General features: G+C 65.3%; 19 protein-coding genes. 11 read left to right on the forward strand and 8 right to left on the reverse strand.

Going from position 1 to position 16,096, the window contains the following annotated elements; all coding sequences use genetic code 11:
* Window positions 1-26 precede the first annotated feature (26 nt).
* Complete coding sequence (locus ACVMDN_RS35095; protein ID WP_057018994.1) at window positions 27-620, forward strand: L,D-transpeptidase; 594 nt, start codon at window positions 27-29, stop codon at window positions 618-620.
* A gap of 58 nt (window positions 621-678) precedes the next feature.
* Window positions 679-1,716, forward strand: a complete 1,038-nt coding sequence (locus ACVMDN_RS35100; protein WP_141339963.1) for an amino acid ABC transporter substrate-binding protein — start codon at window positions 679-681, stop codon at window positions 1,714-1,716.
* Between the two features lie 355 nt (window positions 1,717-2,071).
* Here ACVMDN_RS35100 and ACVMDN_RS35105 read toward each other — a convergent pair whose 3' ends face one another.
* On the reverse strand, window positions 2,072-3,211 hold the full coding sequence (locus ACVMDN_RS35105; RefSeq protein WP_076834904.1) for an acyl-CoA dehydrogenase family protein: 1,140 nt from the start codon (window positions 3,209-3,211) through the stop codon (window positions 2,072-2,074).
* Window positions 3,212-3,363: 152 nt separating this feature from the next.
* Window positions 3,364-4,548, reverse strand: coding sequence for an acyl-CoA dehydrogenase family protein (locus ACVMDN_RS35110; protein ID WP_076834903.1), 1,185 nt, complete (start codon window positions 4,546-4,548; stop codon window positions 3,364-3,366).
* A 170-nt stretch (window positions 4,549-4,718) separates the two neighbouring features.
* Between ACVMDN_RS35110 and ACVMDN_RS35115 the strand changes: the two genes are divergently transcribed.
* Together ACVMDN_RS35115 and ACVMDN_RS35120 are read left to right on the forward strand one after the other, a co-directional pair.
* Window positions 4,719-5,264, forward strand: a complete 546-nt coding sequence (locus tag ACVMDN_RS35115; RefSeq protein WP_038385649.1) for a carboxymuconolactone decarboxylase family protein — start codon at window positions 4,719-4,721, stop codon at window positions 5,262-5,264.
* Window positions 5,265-5,401: 137 nt separating this feature from the next.
* On the forward strand, window positions 5,402-5,896 hold the full coding sequence (locus ACVMDN_RS35120) for a VOC family protein (protein ID WP_076834902.1): 495 nt from the start codon (window positions 5,402-5,404) through the stop codon (window positions 5,894-5,896).
* 366 nt (window positions 5,897-6,262) lie between these two features.
* On the opposite strand, the gene ACVMDN_RS35125 is transcribed toward ACVMDN_RS35120, so the two are convergent.
* Window positions 6,263-6,766 carry a DUF2938 domain-containing protein gene (locus ACVMDN_RS35125; protein WP_076834901.1) on the reverse strand — a complete coding sequence of 168 codons (504 nt, stop codon included), beginning with the start codon at window positions 6,764-6,766 and terminating at the stop codon, window positions 6,263-6,265.
* Window positions 6,759-7,622 (reverse strand): class I SAM-dependent methyltransferase, encoded by an 864-nt coding sequence (locus ACVMDN_RS35130; protein WP_076834900.1) that lies wholly within the window; start codon window positions 7,620-7,622, stop codon window positions 6,759-6,761. The genes ACVMDN_RS35125 and ACVMDN_RS35130 overlap by 8 nt, the downstream gene beginning before the upstream one ends.
* Before the next feature lie 83 nt (window positions 7,623-7,705).
* Here ACVMDN_RS35130 and ACVMDN_RS35135 point away from each other — a divergent pair, with 83 nt between their 5' ends.
* The gene (locus ACVMDN_RS35135; protein WP_057019001.1) at window positions 7,706-8,140 is read left to right on the forward strand and encodes a helix-turn-helix domain-containing protein; all 435 of its coding nucleotides are present in this window, start codon (window positions 7,706-7,708) and stop codon (window positions 8,138-8,140) included.
* Window positions 8,141-8,320: 180 nt separating this feature from the next.
* Here the strand turns inward: ACVMDN_RS35135 and ACVMDN_RS35140 are convergent, their stop codons facing one another.
* The 3 genes from ACVMDN_RS35140 to ACVMDN_RS35150 form a co-directional block, all read right to left on the reverse strand.
* Window positions 8,321-9,535 (reverse strand): MFS transporter, encoded by a 1,215-nt coding sequence (locus ACVMDN_RS35140; RefSeq protein ID WP_076834899.1) that lies wholly within the window; start codon window positions 9,533-9,535, stop codon window positions 8,321-8,323.
* A gap of 172 nt (window positions 9,536-9,707) precedes the next feature.
* Window positions 9,708-10,952, reverse strand: a complete 1,245-nt coding sequence (locus ACVMDN_RS35145) for an MFS transporter (protein ID WP_076834898.1) — start codon at window positions 10,950-10,952, stop codon at window positions 9,708-9,710.
* A 304-nt stretch (window positions 10,953-11,256) separates the two neighbouring features.
* Window positions 11,257-11,748, reverse strand: a complete 492-nt coding sequence (locus ACVMDN_RS35150) for a type II toxin-antitoxin system HicB family antitoxin (RefSeq protein ID WP_076834897.1) — start codon at window positions 11,746-11,748, stop codon at window positions 11,257-11,259.
* Between the two features lie 86 nt (window positions 11,749-11,834).
* Between ACVMDN_RS35150 and ACVMDN_RS35155 the strand changes: the two genes are divergently transcribed.
* Window positions 11,835-12,707 carry a protein-L-isoaspartate O-methyltransferase family protein gene (locus ACVMDN_RS35155; RefSeq protein ID WP_076834896.1) on the forward strand — a complete coding sequence of 291 codons (873 nt, stop codon included), beginning with the start codon at window positions 11,835-11,837 and terminating at the stop codon, window positions 12,705-12,707.
* A 6-nt stretch (window positions 12,708-12,713) separates the two neighbouring features.
* Here ACVMDN_RS35155 and ACVMDN_RS35160 read toward each other — a convergent pair whose 3' ends face one another.
* A complete protein-coding gene (locus ACVMDN_RS35160) occupies window positions 12,714-13,388 on the reverse strand; it encodes a DUF938 domain-containing protein (RefSeq protein WP_076834895.1) in 675 nt (224 codons plus the stop codon).
* A gap of 265 nt (window positions 13,389-13,653) precedes the next feature.
* Between ACVMDN_RS35160 and soxX the strand changes: the two genes are divergently transcribed.
* From soxX to ACVMDN_RS35185, 5 genes are all read left to right on the forward strand, one after another.
* Window positions 13,654-13,944 (forward strand): sulfur oxidation c-type cytochrome SoxX, encoded by a 291-nt coding sequence (soxX, locus tag ACVMDN_RS35165; RefSeq protein ID WP_076834955.1) that lies wholly within the window; start codon window positions 13,654-13,656, stop codon window positions 13,942-13,944.
* A 33-nt stretch (window positions 13,945-13,977) separates the two neighbouring features.
* Window positions 13,978-14,472 (forward strand): thiosulfate oxidation carrier protein SoxY, encoded by a 495-nt coding sequence (gene soxY, locus ACVMDN_RS35170; RefSeq protein WP_057021237.1) that lies wholly within the window; start codon window positions 13,978-13,980, stop codon window positions 14,470-14,472.
* Between the two features lie 70 nt (window positions 14,473-14,542).
* Complete coding sequence (gene soxZ, locus ACVMDN_RS35175) at window positions 14,543-14,854, forward strand: thiosulfate oxidation carrier complex protein SoxZ (RefSeq protein WP_057021236.1); 312 nt, start codon at window positions 14,543-14,545, stop codon at window positions 14,852-14,854.
* The gene (soxA, locus tag ACVMDN_RS35180; protein ID WP_371852194.1) at window positions 14,851-15,774 is read left to right on the forward strand and encodes a sulfur oxidation c-type cytochrome SoxA; all 924 of its coding nucleotides are present in this window, start codon (window positions 14,851-14,853) and stop codon (window positions 15,772-15,774) included. The genes soxZ and soxA overlap by 4 nt, the downstream gene beginning before the upstream one ends.
* Window positions 15,771-16,085 (forward strand): hypothetical protein, encoded by a 315-nt coding sequence (locus tag ACVMDN_RS35185; RefSeq protein ID WP_456834686.1) that lies wholly within the window; start codon window positions 15,771-15,773, stop codon window positions 16,083-16,085. The genes soxA and ACVMDN_RS35185 overlap by 4 nt, the downstream gene beginning before the upstream one ends.
* Window positions 16,086-16,096: the final 11 nt, after the last annotated feature.

Consider the following 16,096-nt stretch of genomic DNA (forward strand, 5'->3'; position numbering starts at 1 on the left):
CCGCGTGCCAACAAGGAGAGCTTTCAATGACGAAGTTTCGTCACCTGGTCTGGATGTTGATCGCGACGGGCGCGCTCGTGCTGTCGACGTCGCAGGGCTTCGCCCAGAACCGCCCGGACGCCGACGAGCCCGGCCTTGTTGCTGACGACGGCTACGAGCTCGACCCGGAATGGCAGAAGCAGGTCGTATATTACCGGACCAGTGAGGCGCCGGGCACCATCATCGTCGCGACCGCCGAGCGCCATCTTTATTTGGTGCAGGGCAATGGCCGCGCGCTCCGCTACGGTATCGGCGTCGGCCGCGAAGGCTTTCAATGGCAGGGCCTCGTGAGCATCACCCGTAAGGCCGAGTGGCCCGACTGGGTGCCGCCGCCGGAAATGATCGCGCGCCAGCCCTATCTGCCGCGCTTCATGGCGGGCGGCCCGGGCAATCCGCTCGGCGCACGCGCGATGTATCTCGGCACCACGGTCTACCGCATCCACGGCACCAACCGGCCCGACACCATCGGCACCGCCGTTTCCTCCGGCTGCTTCCGCCTGGTCAACAACGACGTCGCCGATCTCTACAACCGCGTTCCGGTCGGCACCAAGGTGATCATCCGGCAGAAGCCCGAACTCTGATCTCTACCCGCCTTCGATATCCGTCCTGATTTCCCCGATCCTTCGCGAGAGAGAACCCATGCGTACATTTCGAGGCGGCCTGACGATCGGGCTCGCGATCGCCGCGCTGGTTGCGGCCGCCGCCATCACCTATGAGCGTTACGACACCCGCACGCTGAAGCGCACCGTCCGCCGCGGCGACGTGCTGTGCGGCGTCAACAAGGGCCTGCCGGGCTTCTCGATCCCGGACGACAAGGGTAACTGGACCGGCTTCGACGTCGACTTCTGCCGCGCGGTCGCGTCGGCGATCTTCGACGACCCGTCGAAGGCGAAGTTCGTTCCGCTCGACGCCAGCGAGCGTTTCAAGGAGCTGCAGAACCGCAAGGTCGACATCCTCTCGCGCAACTCCACCTGGAGCATGTCGCGCGAGACCAATTACGACCTCTATTTCCCCGCGGTCGCCTATTATGACGGCCAGGGCTTCATGCTGCCACGCTCGCGCAACATCGATTCCGCGCTCGACCTGAACGGCAGCAAGGTCTGCGTGCAGGCCAACACCACGACGCAGCTCAATCTCGCCGACTATTTCCGTGCCAACAACATGAAGTACACGGAGATGAAGTTCGACAAGCTGGACGACGTCGTGAACGCCTACAACTCCGGCCAGTGCGATACGCTAACATCGGACGCCTCGCAGCTCTATGCGCTGCGGCTCAACCTCGCCAAGCCGAGCGACCACACGATCCTCGCCGACATCATCTCCAAGGAGCCGCTGGCGCCGGTGGTGCGCTTGCGCGACGACGACTGGATGATGATCGTGAAGTGGACGCTGTACGCCATGATCAACGCCGAAGAGCTCGGCATCACCTCGAAGAACATCGACGAGGCGCTGAAGTCGAAGAAGCCGGAGGTGATGCGGCTGGTCGGCACCGAGGGCAGCTATGGCGAGGATCTCGGTCTGACCAAGGACTGGGCGGTGCGCATCATCCGCCATGTCGGCAATTACGGCGAGGTCTACGACCGCAACGTCGGCGCAGACTCCAAGCTGAAGATCCCGCGCGGCATGAACCAGCTCTGGAACGCCGGCGGCGTCCAGTACGCGCCGCCGATCCGGTAGACTCTCCATCGTCATTGCGAGGAGGTCGCGACAAAATTGCAAAGCAATTTTGCGCTGAAGCGACGAAGCAATCCATTTCGCCACAAGTGGAGAGATGGATTGCTTCGCTTCGCTCGCAATGACGAGCCTATGCCAAGCCGCCCTCACCGCTGTCATCACCCGCGCGAAAGCGGGTGATCCAGTACGCCGCGGCTTCTCGGCTCAAGCGCCGACGTCTCTGGAATACTGGAACGCCCGGTCCCGTCTACGCCAAGGCTTCGACGAGGCTTTCGCTTTCAGGCGCGCCGAAGCTTGAGCGAAGGCGGCGAGCCGGGCGATGACAGCGTGTTGCGTAGCGACAATGACGCGGCGAAGATCAATACCCCTTGCCGCTCGCCAGCTGGTCGGTGTGGAAGTTGCTGTCGCCGAACAGCTCCTGGCAGACGCGGGCGCGCTTCATGAAGAAGCCGATGTCGAACTGGTCGGTCATGCCCATGCCGCCATGCATCTGCACGCCCTCCTGCACGGCCAGCGTCGCAGTGGTGCCGGCGCGGGCCTTTGCCACCGCGACCGCGGTGGCCGCCTTGTCGATGTCCGTGTCGAGCGCCTGCAGCGCCTTCAACACAGCGGCGCGCGTAATCTCGATATCGATGTAGAGCTGCGCGGCACGGTGCTGCAGCGCCTGGAATTCGCCGATCGCCTTGCCGAACTGCTTGCGCTCCTTCAGATAGGCCACGGTGCGGCCGAACACCTCGTCGGAGAGGCCGACCATTTCGGACGCCACCGCGCCGCGGCCGATGTTGAGCACGCCCTCGAGCAGCCCAAAGCCCTGATCGACTTCGCCGAGCACGCTGTCGGCGTTGACCTCGACATTGTCGAACACGATGCGCGCCGCGTTGTGCGAATCGACCATCGCGGTGCGCTCGACCGCGAGCCCCTTCGCCTTCGGATCGACCAGGAACAGCGTCAGCCCGTTCCTGTCGCCGGCGCTGCCCGCGCCGCGCGCGGCGACAATCAGGAGGTCGGCGGTGTGGCCGTCGACTACGAAGGCCTTGTCGCCCGACAGCTTGAAGCCGTTGCCGGAGCGCGTGGCCTGCAACTTGGTCTGCAGCGGGCGATGCTTGGCGCCCTCATCGATCGCGAGCGCCGCCAGCAGCGAGCCGTCGGCGATCTTCGGCAGATGCTGCGCCTTCTGCGCCTCGCTGCCGCCGCGCGACAGCGCCGAGGCGGCGAGCACCGAGGTCGCGAGGAACGGCGACGGCATCAAGGTGCGGCCGATCTCCTCCATGACGATGCCGGCCTCGACGCAACCGAGCCCGCTGCCGCCGAACTGGTCCGGCACCAGCAGGCCGGAGAAGCCCATCTCCGCAAATGTCTTCCAGAGATCGCGCGAGAAGCCGGTGGCATCCTTGGCATCGCGCAGGCCGCGCAGATGCGCCACCGGCGCCTTGTCGCTGATGAGACCGCGCGCACTGTCGCGCAGCATGGATTGTTCTTCGGTGAGGACGAGGGCCATAGGAAATCCGATCTAACGTTCTAAGCAACGGTCTGAGTTCGTCATTCCGGGGCGATGCGACAGCATCGAACCCGGAATCTCGAGGTTCCACAATGCGCAACTGCGCATTAGGGTTCGCCGCTTCGCGACGCCCCGGAACGACGGTGCAGCGATCACGCGCCCGGCAAATCGAGGATGCGCTTGGCGACGATGCCGAGCATCACCTCCGAGGTGCCGCCCTCGATCGAATTGGCCTTGGTGCGCAGCCAGGCGCGCGGGCGGGCGCCGCCTTTGGAGCTGTCGCTCTCCCATTCCAGCGCGTCGATGCCGCCGGCCGACATCAGGATCTCATAGCGGCGCTTGTTGAGCTCGGTGCCGTAATATTTCATCGCCGAGGAGAACGCCGGATGCGATTGCCCGGCCTTGGCAAGATCGACCGCGCGCTCGGCGGCGGCAGCGAGCGCGGCCTCGTCGACCTCGAAGCTCGCGATCTGGCTGCGCAGCTGCGCGTCATCGAGCTTGCCCTGCGCGTCCGCACCGACCGAGTCGGCGGCGATCTGGCCGAGCGGACGACCGACGCCGCGCTCGCCCATGCCGGAGATCATCGCGCGCTCGTGCTGCAGCAGATATTTCGCGACATCCCAGCCGCGATTGACTGATCCGACGACATGCGACTTCGGCACGCGAACATTGTCAAAGAAGGTTTCGCAGAACGGCGAATAGCCCGAGATCAGGAGAATCGGCTTGGTCGACACGCCCTTCGAGGTCATGTCGAACAGGATGAAGCTGATGCCGTCATGCTTCTTCGCCGCCGGATCGGTGCGCACCAGGCAGAAGATCCAGTCGGCGTAGTTGGCGTAGGACGTCCAGATCTTCTGGCCGTTGATGATGTAATCGTCGCCGTCGCCGACCGCGCGGGTCTGCAGCGAGGCGAGGTCGGAGCCGGCATTCGGCTCGGAATAGCCCTGGCACCAGCGGATCAGGCCCGCGGTGATCTTCGGCAGATGCTCCTTCTTCTGCTCCTCGGTGCCGTATTTCAGCAGCGCCGGTCCCAGCATGGAGATGCCGAACGAGGTCAGCGGCTGACGCGCGCCGATCGCAGCCATCTCCTGGCGCACGATCTTGGCCTCCTCGCCGTCGAGGCCTCCGCCGCCATATTCCTTCGGCCAATGCGGCACGGTCCAGCCCTTGTCGCGCATCCGCTCGAACCAGACGCGCTGCGCCTCGGACGAGAATTTCGTGTTGCGGCCACCCCAGAAGGTGTCGCCATCCGAGGTCATCGGTTTGCGCATCTCCGCCGGGCAATTCTGCTCCAGCCAGGCGCGGGTCTCCGCGCGGAATTTCTCGAGGTCGGCCATGGTGCGTTTCCAGTCAAAAAATCGTCGAATTGGATTCGACCTTAGACCTACGCAGCCGCCGAATTCAATATGCCTCGCGGCCGCGCCATGCTCTGGCGTCGCTACTCACTGCGCGCGATCGGGTGTATCGCCGAGATGGGGTAACGCTTGAAAAACAAGAGGAAACGGACATGCGGCTGAAGCTGCTTTCGCCTAGCGAAATGAACGCCGCCCAGAAAGAAACCTACGACGAGTCGATCGCCGGCAAGCGCGGCGCGCCACCGGCGCCGATGATGGCCTGGCTGAACAGCCCGGAGATGGCACGGCATGCGACGCGGCTCGGCGAGGTGCTGCGCTTCGACACGATCTTTCCCCCAAAGCTGTCGGAGATCGCGATCCTCGTCACCGCGCGGCACTGGACCGCGCATTACGAATGGTATGCCCACAAGCGCCTGGCGCTGAAGGGCGGCCTCGACCCGAAGATCATCGAGGACATTCGCGTGCGCCGGACGCCGACGTTCGACGATCCCAAGGCCAGGGTGATCTACGACGTCGCCAAGGCGCTGCACGAAGGTCACGGCCTGCCGAAGGCACTGTATGACGAGGCGGTCGAGGTGCTGAGCCAGCGCGGCCTGGTCGAGGTGATCGGCCTCTGCGGCTACTACACCATGGTGTCGATGACGCTGAACACGTTCGAGTTCCAGCTGCCCGGCGGCGAGCTGTCGGAGCTCTGCTAGACGCCGGCGGACCGTGGCGCCTTTCGAAAACCTTGCGTTTCCGGATCGAACGCTCCGGCGTCGGCAAATCCGGACTATATCAGGCGGCGAAACCTCGCCCCTGATGGCAGGGGCATTGACGTCAACGGGGTCCGCTCATGCCAGAGAATCCCCCCATCATCGCGGGCACCCGGATCGGGCATGTTCACCTCAAGGTGGCCGATCTCGAGCGCGCGCTCGGCTTCTATTGCGGCGTGCTCGGCTTCGAGCTGCAGCAGCGCCTGGGCGCGGACGCGGCCTTCATCTCGGCCGGCGGCTATCACCACCACATCGGCCTCAACACCTGGGAGAGCAAGGGCGGCCATCCGCCGCCGCCGGGCACCACGGGCCTGTTCCACACCGCCATCCTCTATCCCACCCGCCCGGCGCTCGCCGATGCGCTGCACCGGGTGCTGTCGGCCGGCATCCAGCTCGACGGCGCCAGCGACCACGGCGTCAGCCAGGCGCTGTACCTGCGCGATCCCGACGAGAACGGCGTCGAGCTCTATTGGGACCGCCCCGAGACCGAATGGCCGCGCAGCGCGGACGGCAAGCTCGCGATGTTCACGCGACGGCTGGACCTGGACGACCTGCTGAAGCAGCGCGCGACGTAATTCCGCAAGGCGATAATTTCGTAGCCCGGATGAAGCGCAGCGAAATCCGGGGTTCGCTCCATGAGGTAATACTGCTCCCGGATTACGCTTCGCTCCATCCGGGCTACGAATGCTTTCCCCTTCCCCCTGAAAGGGGGAAGGTCGGGATGGGGGTTAGCCGCGGGCTCTGCTGCAAGTGGAGAGAGCAGATCCCCACCCGCTTTGGTCTGCGAGCAAAGCGACCTCCCCTTTCCAAGGGGAGGTGAAGAGGTAGCTCGGATGGAGCCAACGGGTCGCGCGAACGCGCGCCCGATGACAGGCTCCGCGAAATCCGGGGTTGGCGCCGTGGGGTGATACTGTTCCCGGATTGCGCTTCGCTCATCCGGGCTACGAGTTCAGGAACGGGTGCGCGAGCCAGCCGGCCGCATAAAGCCCAATCCCAAACACCGTGTGCGTCACGAGGCTCTGCAGCCGCGCCGCCCATGGATGGGGCGTACGGCTCGCGGCAATGCCGGCGCCCATCGCGGGCTGCATCACCAGGAACGGCGCGGCCACGCTGCCGATCCCGACCATCAGAGCCGGAGCGATGGTGGGCTGCCGCGCCCAATCGAGGCCGAAGATCGCAAGCAGCACGCCGGCAAAGCCGATCCCGATCAGATAATGCGCGGTCCATCCGATGACCCGTTCGCCCACGACCTGTGGTGACGCGGCGATGCGGTCGTGGCGCAGGCGAGCGGATACGAGATGGCCGAGCCAGCGACCGACCAGGGCATAGTCCAGCGACGGGATGCCAAGCAGGCGCTTTCGAACCATCCCCCAGATGTCCATCACGACGGTCGCACCGATCCCGGTCAGCACCGCGCTCGCCACAAATTCCGCGGCTTCAACCATGCGCGGCCTCCGCCGGCGCTCGTGCCGCGACCATCCAGCAGGCGGCGGTGAAGCGAATCTCGGTCCCGTGGATGTAGCGATCGAACGCACCGCGCACGGTCTCGATCACTCGCGTGCGGCGCGGCTCCTCCATCGCCTGCAGCATCGTCCCGACCGGGCCGAGCCAGCTCACATAGCAGGCCAGCTGTGATGCCGGAAAGCCGAGGGCGACATCGACCGGTTCGATCGCGATCGCGTCCCAGCCGCTATCCTCCAGGATAGTTTCGACCCGCTTCCGGTCGGCAAAGCCGAACTGCCCCGGCGCATCGGGACGCCGCGGCGGAAGATCCGGCAGCAACGGCTTCGCTGCCTGTTCCGCCGTCGTCATGAACGGGTTCTCGGCGGCGCCGCGCCAGGCGATGAAGCGGATCGCAGCATCCGGCCGGGCCGCGCGGCGCAGATTGGCGAAAGCCTGCACCGGATCGGCAAAGAACATCACGCCGAGGCGCGAGATGATCATGTCGAAGCTCGCGGGCGCGAACGGATAGGTCTGCGCGTCGGCGCAGATGAAGCTGACCGGCCGCCCCTCCCGCTCCGCGCGGGCGCGCGCCGCCGCGATCATCGGCTCGGAAATGTCGATGCCGGTGCAATGCCCTTGACGGCCGAGCACGCGGGCCACAGCGAAAGTCGTGGCGCCCGTGCCGCAACCGATATCGAGCACCCGGCTTGCCGCGGCATCGGACACCGCCTGAAGGAGCAGCTCTTCAAGCGGCCTGAACATCCCTTCCAGCACCTCGCGCGTCTCGACCCAGGCGCGGCCGGCGGCGCCGTTCCAGAGTTTGACCTGCTCGTCGTCGACTTGCGCTGCGACACCCATGATTCTCGTCCTTGTTGATGCTTGCCTTACGCAACCGATAGGGCTGGATACTGCCAGTTCAAGTGAACTTGAGGTCAAGGGCCATGCGGGACATCGATATCGCGGAGGTGGCGGAGCTATCGGGCGTGCGCGCCTCGACCTTGCGCTTCTACGAGGAGAAAGGTCTGATCGCCTCGCATGGCCGGCGCGGGCTGCGCCGCCTGTTCGATCCGGCCGTGCTCGACCGGCTGGCGCTGATCGCGCTCGGGCGCGCCTCCGGCTTCTCGCTCGACGAGATCGCAAGGATGTTCGCGCCCGATGGAAGACCACGCATCGACCGGAAAATGCTTTCTGCCAAGGCCGACGAGCTCGACCGCACCATCCGCAGGCTCAACGCGATGCGCGACGGCCTGCGCCACGCCGCCGTCTGCCCGGCTCCGAGCCACATGGAATGCCCGACCTTCCGCCGCCTGCTGCGGGTCGCGGCGGCCGGCAAGATCGGCGAGAAGAAGGCGCGGAAGTCACGCCGCAAGTCGTAGAACGTAGCCCGGATGAGGGAAGCGACATCCGGGGACAGGTCTTTATTCCCCTTCCCCCTGAAAGGGGGAAGGTCGGGATGGGGGTCAGCCGCAGGCGATGCTGCTCATGGAGAGAGCTGATCCCCACCCGCTTTGCTCTGTGAGCAAAGCGACCTCCCCTTTTCAAGGGGAGGTGGAAAGCTACTTCCCTTTCGCCATGATCGTCGCCGCCGCGATCAGCTCCAGGCCAATGCAGCCGTAGAACGGCAGCGAATAGCTGCCCGAGAGATCGCGCAGCAGCCCGACCACGCCGGGGCCGAAGGCGTAGGTGATCTGGTTGATCGCGGTGATCAGGCTGACCAGCACGCCGAACGCACGCGGATCGAACTCGCGCTGCACGATCAGCGCCGGCAGCGTGATCAGATTGCCGACCGAGAAGCCGAACAGCGCGCAGGCGGCGATCTGCGCCACGTCATTGTGCACATTGATGATGACGGCGAGCGCGACCGCCTGGCTGATAAAAGACAGCGCCGATGCCAGCCGCTGGTTGAGCCGGTCGATCACGAAGGAGAACGAGACGCGCCCGACCACGGCCATCGCGGTCAAGAGCGCCATCGCCACCGTCGCGCGCTCGCGGCCGATTACCTGATCGAGATAGGCGATCAGATGCACGATGAAGCCGACCTGGGCGAACAGCACCAGCGCGAAGGCAATCGAGACCGAGAGGAAGCGGATGTCGCGCAGCGCCCGGCTGCGCACCTGGGTCGCTGACGGCGCGTCGGCAGCGGCGGCCGTGACCGCGTGCAGATGCACCGGCGGTTGCCCGACGAAGATCAGGATGACAGGCACCATCACCACGATCAGCAGCCCCGCGGCCGCGATCATCGCGCCGGAGAAGCCGAACGTGCCGATCCCCGCCACCAGCAGCGGCACGCCGACGATGCCGCCGAAGCTCGCGCCGTTCAGCGCCAGGCTGATCGCCATGCCGCGTTTCTTGTCGAACCACAGGCCGAGCGTGTTGGTGATGATGCCGAGGCTGGTGCCGGCCCAGCCGAACGCCAGCAGCGCATCGGCGAGATAGAGCTGCCAGGGCTCGCGCACCTCGCCGATCGCAACCGCTGCGATCGCCATCCCAAAGGTGCCGGCGATCAGGCAGCTGCGCGCGCCGAACGCCTTGATCGCCTCGCTGACGAAGGCGACCAGCGCGGCGCCGAACAAATAGAAGAAGGTCGTGCCCGACGAGATCAGCGATGCCGGCCAACCGTGCAGCCGCTGCAGCTCGGCGACATAGACGCTCTGGCCGTAGAAGCCCAGTCCCCAGCCGAAGGTCGCGAGCAGGAAGCAGACGACGACGATGCGCCAGCCTTCGTAGCCAAGCGAGGATTCATCAGGCAGCGTGGCTGAGGATGCGTCCATTTCTTGCTTTTGCTTCTCACATCGTCATGGCCGGACCAACCCGATCCCATGATGTGAACAGCGTTGCAAGCGGATCATTTCGAAGCCGATCGAAGTGTCAGCAATTGGCAGCAGCATGGTCCGGAAAAGTGCGAAGCGGTTTTCCGAACAGACCATGGTCAAACGACAAGCTTTAGATGCTGGGATCCGGGATTTCTTCCACCGCGCGCAATTTCGCGCGTCGCTTGGCGAATGAAGCGAACGAAAGCACGGCAAGGCCGAGCAGCACAGGCGGGAACACCACCCAGTTGACGGCATTCCAGCCGTAATGCGCGAGCAGCTGGCCCGACGAGAACGAGCCGATCGCCATCATGCCGAACACGAGGAAATCGTTGAACGCCTGCACCTTGTTGCGCTCCTGCGGCCGGTGCGTTTCCAGCACCAGCGCGGAAGCGCCAACGAACGCAAAATTCCAGCCGATCCCGAGCACGAACAGCGTCGCCCAGAAGTGCGGCGCAGTGACGCCTGACAGTCCGATCATCGCGGCGACCGCCTCGAGCGCCAGCCCGAGCGCGACGATCACGGGCGCGCCGAACCGCGCGATCAAGGAGCCCGTGAAGAAGCTCGGGCCGTACATCGCCACGATGTGCCACTGGATGCCGAAATTGGAATCGCTGACCGACAGCCCGCACATCTTCATGGCGAGCGGCGCCGAGGTCATCACCAGATTCATCATCGGATAGGCGATCACGCCGCACAGCGCCGCGGCGATGAAGCGCGGCTGCTTTGCGATCTCGAGCAGCGGGCGGCCGCCATGCAGGTCCGCCGCCGCAGGCTTCGGCGCGTCGACGCCCGAGAGCACCGCCATCGCCACCAGCGCGACCAGCGCCTGCATCACGAAGGAGAACGCGAACAGATAGGGCGGCCAGATGTCCATGGTCCATTGCACGAGCTGCGGCCCGAGCACGCCGGCGAACACGCCGCCGGCCATCACCCAGGACACCGCCTTGGGCCGGAACGCGACACTGGCGCCATCGGCCGCGGCAAAGCGGTAGGACTGCGCGACGGCGCCGTAGAGCCCGCCGAGGAAGGTCGCGCCGCAGAACAGCCAGAACGATGAATGCAGGATCGCCCAGGCGCCGAGCGCGCCGGTGAGCGTGCCGCAGAAGGTGCCGATGATGAAGGCGACGCGCCTGCCATAGGCGCGCGAGATCGCGCCGGTCGGCAGCGTGCCGGCGGCAAGCCCGAGCACATACATCGAGAGCGGCACCGTCGCGAGCGAGACGTCGGGTGCCAGCGTCGCGCCGACGATCGAGCCGGTGGCGAAGATCACCGCCGAATTGGCGCCGGTCAGCGCCTGCGCCGCCGCAAGCCGCCACACATTGCTGCGCGCCCGCGCGTCGTCGCTCGCCTCATCCGCAGCCGTCACGTCAATCATCGGTGGTCCCGCCCCGAAGCCCCGGCGGGAGCCCCCAATCGGGCGCACTATGGAGAGCGGGTCGAGGCCGATCAACCGGCGCAAACGGACGTACGCCATGCAGGAGGCGCACGAGGGGATCGCTTGCTCTCACAGAGTGACGTCACAGCAGCCCGGCACTTCTATCAGTACCGTCATCCTGAGGAGCGCGTAGCGCGTCTCGAAGGATGCACGGCCAACAGCCGGACCGTCGACCCTTCGAGACGGCCGCTCTGCGGCCTCCTCAGGGTGACGGTGAGAGAGCTGTCGCTCGATGATCGATCGCCTACCGCGCCGGCTTCTTGCCCATCCGCTTCTCGGCGCGCAACGCGCCGGTCTTGTGCACCTTGGAGCGCGGCCCGACGAGGTGCGGCTTGTGAACGTGCCATTCAAGCGCAAGCGTCGCGGCGAAACCAAAAAAGCTCGAACGGCTCATGCCGAGTCCGGCGGCATGCTTGTCGATCCGTGCGATGAGGCTCTTCGGCAAATAGACGTTGACGCGCTCGGACGGGTCGGGCGGATCGACGCCGACCATGAAGAAGGCGGCGACGTCCGAGCCCTTCGGCGCCACGATGCGCTCGATCGGGGTCGGCTCCGGCAATGGCTTGCCCTGCTCGACCCAGCCGTCGACGGTTTGCGCCAGCGTCTGCTCGGCGCGCTCGATCGCGTCTTCCTGCGATCGTCCCGCGGCGACGCAGCCGGGAAAGTCCGGGAACCACGCCCCGAACGCGCCGCGCGGCCCGCGCTCCAGCACGGCCGGATAAAGCCGTCTCTTCATTCTGGCCTCCGTCGCCGCAGTATGCTATTTCACACACCTCGGTGTGTCAAATCACACAACACGCGACATCGTGGGAGCGCGCGGCAATGGACCCGCAAGCCGAACTCCGCATCGTCCGCGCGGCCTATGCCAAGCAGATCCTGGCCGCCGCCAACACCATCAATCCGCGGCTGACGGAGGCCTTCGCCGCCATTCGCCGCGAGGACTTCGTCGGCCCGGGACCATGGATGATGCTGCGCTGGTGGAGCCGCGACTATGCGCCGACGCCCGATGCCGACCCGATCTATCTCTACACCAACGATCTCGTCGCCTTGCGACCCGAGCGACGTCTCAACAACGGCCAGCCGTCGCTGCATGCCTATCTCATGCACCAGGCCGCACCCACCGCCGGCGAGCACGTGGTGCATATCGGTACGGGCACGGGGTACTACACCGCGATCCTCGCGCATCTGGTCGGACCGTCCGGCCGCGTGACCGGCATCGAATACGATCCGGACCTTGCGGCAGACGCTCGCGCCAATCTCGCCGCTTACGCAAATGTCGAGATCATCCAGGGCGACGGCACACAGGTTGCGTTCGAGTCCGCCGACGTGATCTATGTCAACGCCGGCTGCACCCGGCCTGCCACGCGATGGCTCGACGGGCTCGCCGCCGGCGGCCGCCTGATCCTGCCGCTGACTTCGGATGAGGGATTCAAGGGCGGCGCGCCGGATCAGGTGGCGCGATCCGGCGCCGTGTTCCGGATCCGGCGCGAGGAGGCAGCGTACCAGGCGGACTGGATATCACCGGTCGCGATCATTCCCTGCGACGGCGGCCGGGACGAGACGTCCGAAAAAACGCTCGCCGAAGCCTTCGCCCGCGGCGGCTGGCAGAAAGTGACGCGGCTCTATCGCGACGCCGGGATCCCCGATGAACGTTGCTGGCTGCGTGGGCCAGGCTGGTGCCTGGCTTACGATTGAGCGCGGCTACTTGCGGGCAAAGACCAAAATCATGTTGTTGGCCGGCATCTCGAAGCTGCCGGCGAGCTTGAGCCCGACGCGCTCCGCAAGCGTCTCGAGATCGGCGATATCGCGCACCCCCCACTCGGCGTCGCGCTCGCGCAGCGACGTGTCGAACACGGCATTGCTGAGCGCGGTGTGCTTGCCGCCGCGCTTGAACGGGCCGTAGAGCAACAGCCGGCCGTCGGCGCGCAGGTGCCGCGCGGCGCCGGCGAACAGGCCCTCGGCCACGCGCCACGGCGCGATGTGGATCACATTGGCGCAGAAGATCGCGAGCAGTTTGTCCGGACCTTTGCCGTCCGGCGGCGCCGGCGACCAAGCCGGGTCGGACAGATCGATCGGCTGCGGCGGCCGGATGTTCGGAAGGGCGGCATGCGCGCGCCAGGCCTCGATGCTGCGCAGGTGCGCCGCATGGAGGTCGCTCGGCCACCAAGTGATGTCGGGCGTCTGACCGGCGAAATAGACGACATGCTGGCCGGTGCCGCTGCCGGCTTCCAGCACGTCGCCGGATTGGCCGGCGAGATGATCTTTCAGAACTGCCCAGATCGGCTTATGGTTGCGATGGAACGCGGGCGCATCGAGCCGCCCGTCCGCCTCGACCGGCCGGCCGTCCTTGCCAAACTCCGCCACGAATTCCGCCACCGCGCTTCTCCCTACGCCTCAGCCACATCTCAACCGCACAAACATGACAGGCGGAAGGCGCAGGACATGCGCTCCAGTGCCGGACTGCCCCTGTGGCATTAACCCCGTCGCAACGCGCCTATTCTCCGTGTTGCCAGCCGATGGCCTTTGTGCTTTCCACGCTTTATATTGCGATGGGATCATCGAGATTGAAGCCCGGGAAACGTCCTTGATCGCCACTTTCTCCAAGCCAGCCTTCGTCCTGGCGCTGCTGGCGGGCACCGCCATGGCCGCGCCCGCCAAGGCCCAATCCGCCGCCGAGGGACAAAAGCTCGCCTTCGACCGCGGCAAGGGCAATTGCCTGACCTGCCACGTCATCAAGGGCGGCGACCTGCCCGGCACGATCGGCCCCGAGCTGAGCGGCCTGAAGGCCAAATACAGCCGTGACGAGCTGATCGCGATCGTGACCGACGAAACCAGGCGCAATCCGCAGACGGTGATGCCGCCGTTCGGCCGAAACCGGATTTTGAGCGAGAAGGAAATCGACGCGGTGGTGGACTTCCTGCAGACGCTGTGACGCCGCGACCGTCGCTTGAGGAGATTTTTTTCGATGAACATCACGACCAGCGAATTTTTCAAAGCGCGCCGCATGGTGCTGAAGGGCGCCGGCGTCGCCGCGCTGATCGGCCTCGGGGTCATTCCGTTCGACGTGCCGCAGGCGCTCGCCGCCGCCAACGACAAATATCCCGAAGACGCATTCAAGCAGAAGAACGAGGCCGACGCGATCAAGGCGCTCTATGGCAAGACCGCCGAGCCGTCGGACAAGATCAAGATGGATGCGCCGGAGATCGCCGAGAACGGCGCGGTGGTGCCGATCTCCGCCACCACGACGCTGGCCGACGTCACCTCGATCTCGTTTCTGGTGAGCGAGAATCCGATCTCGCTGGTCGCCTCATACAGGATTCCGGCCGGCACGCTGCCGACCGTCTCCAACCGCATCAAGATGGCGAAGACCAGCAACGTCACCGCGATCGTCGAGGCCGGCGGCAAGCTCTACAGCGCCAAAAAGGAAATCAAGGTCACCGTCGGCGGCTGCGGCGGCTGAGTACGCATGATCCGGAAAAGTGGGAACCGGTTTTCCGACAAGAACATGCGCAAACAATAGGGATAATCAGATGGCATCGAGCATTCGCGTGCGCGCCACGTCAAACGGCGACACCACCGAGGTGCAGGCTCTGATCCAGCATCCGATGGATTCCGGCTTCGTCAAGGACGCCAAGGGCGAGATCATTCCGCCGCATTTCATCCAGCAGCTCACCTTCGAATATGACGGCAAGCCGGTGTTCGTCGCCGACTGGGGCGGCGGCGTCTCCAAGGATCCCTATGTCAAGTTCGCCTTCAAGGGCGGCAAGAAGGGCGACGATCTGAAGGTCAGCTGGGTCGACAACAAGGGCGCGACCGACACCGCCACGGCGAAGATTCAATGACGCGGCGCCTCGCAATCCGTGCTCTAGAGCGTTTTCGAGCGAAGTGGGCGCCGGTTCGCGTGAAGAAAACGCGTCAAAACAAAAATCTAATTGCCACGTTCGCGCTCGGCGTGCTGGCGCTCGCGCCGGTCGCGCGGGCGGCCGACACCGTCGATCCCGCCGCCGACAAGGCCGCTTTCCAGAAATTCTTCACCAGCAAATTCCCCAAGCTGAAGCTCGAGGATTTCGTCAACGGTCCCTATTCGATGAATGAGGACCTGCACAGGCAGTGGGAGGAGAAGGAGCAGTTTCCGCCCTACGAGTTCTCGCTCGAAGCCGGCAAGGAGATGTTCGCGACGCCGTTCAAGAACGGCAAGACCTACGCCGACTGCTTCCCGAACAAGGGCATCGGTATCCGCCAGAACTATCCCTATTTCGACGAGAAGGAAGGCAAGGTCGTCACGCTCGAGCTCGCGCTCAACCGCTGCCGCGAAGCTAATGGCGAGGCGCCGTTCTCCTATCTGAAGGACGACATGGCGGCGCTCACCGCCTACATGGCCTTCACCTCGCGCGGCAACCCGATGGACATCAAGATCCCGAACGATCCGCGCGCGCTCGAGGCCTATCAGAAGGGCAAGGAGTATTTCTACACCCGCCGCGGCCAGCTCAATTTCTCCTGCGCCACCTGCCACATCCAGAGCCCGGGCGAGCGGATCCGCGCCGAGGTGCTGGCGCCGGCGCTCGGCATCCTGAACGCGATGCCGATCTACCGCTCGGAATGGAGCGGCATGGGCACGACCAGCCGCCGCTTCACCACCTGCAACAGCCAGATCCGCGGCGTGCCGCTCAATCCGCAGGACGACGAGTACCGCAACCTCGAATACTATCTGTCCTATGTCAGCAACGGGCTGCCGATTTCGGGTCCGGGAGCACGGCCATGAGCGCGGCCATCAAAACTGTCCTCGCAGCATCAGCCCTGCTGATCGCAGCGGCGACCTGTGCCCTCGCCGCCTCCGAAGCCGACTACAAGGCCGCCTACGCCGCCGCCGAAGCCGCCAACAAGGAAGCAGGCAACCTGCGCAACCAGTGGACCACCACCGCCTCGACACTATCTGCCGCAAAAAAGGCCGGTGAGGCTGGTGATTTCGACACCGCAGTCGCCACGGCCAAGGAGGCCGAGGCGCTGGCAAAGGCCTCGATCTTCCAGGCCACCAGCGAAAAGGAACGCTGGAAGGACATGGAAGTTCGTTAAGAGCGCGCAGG

The organism is Bradyrhizobium sp. USDA 4510, from assembly GCF_054059095.1.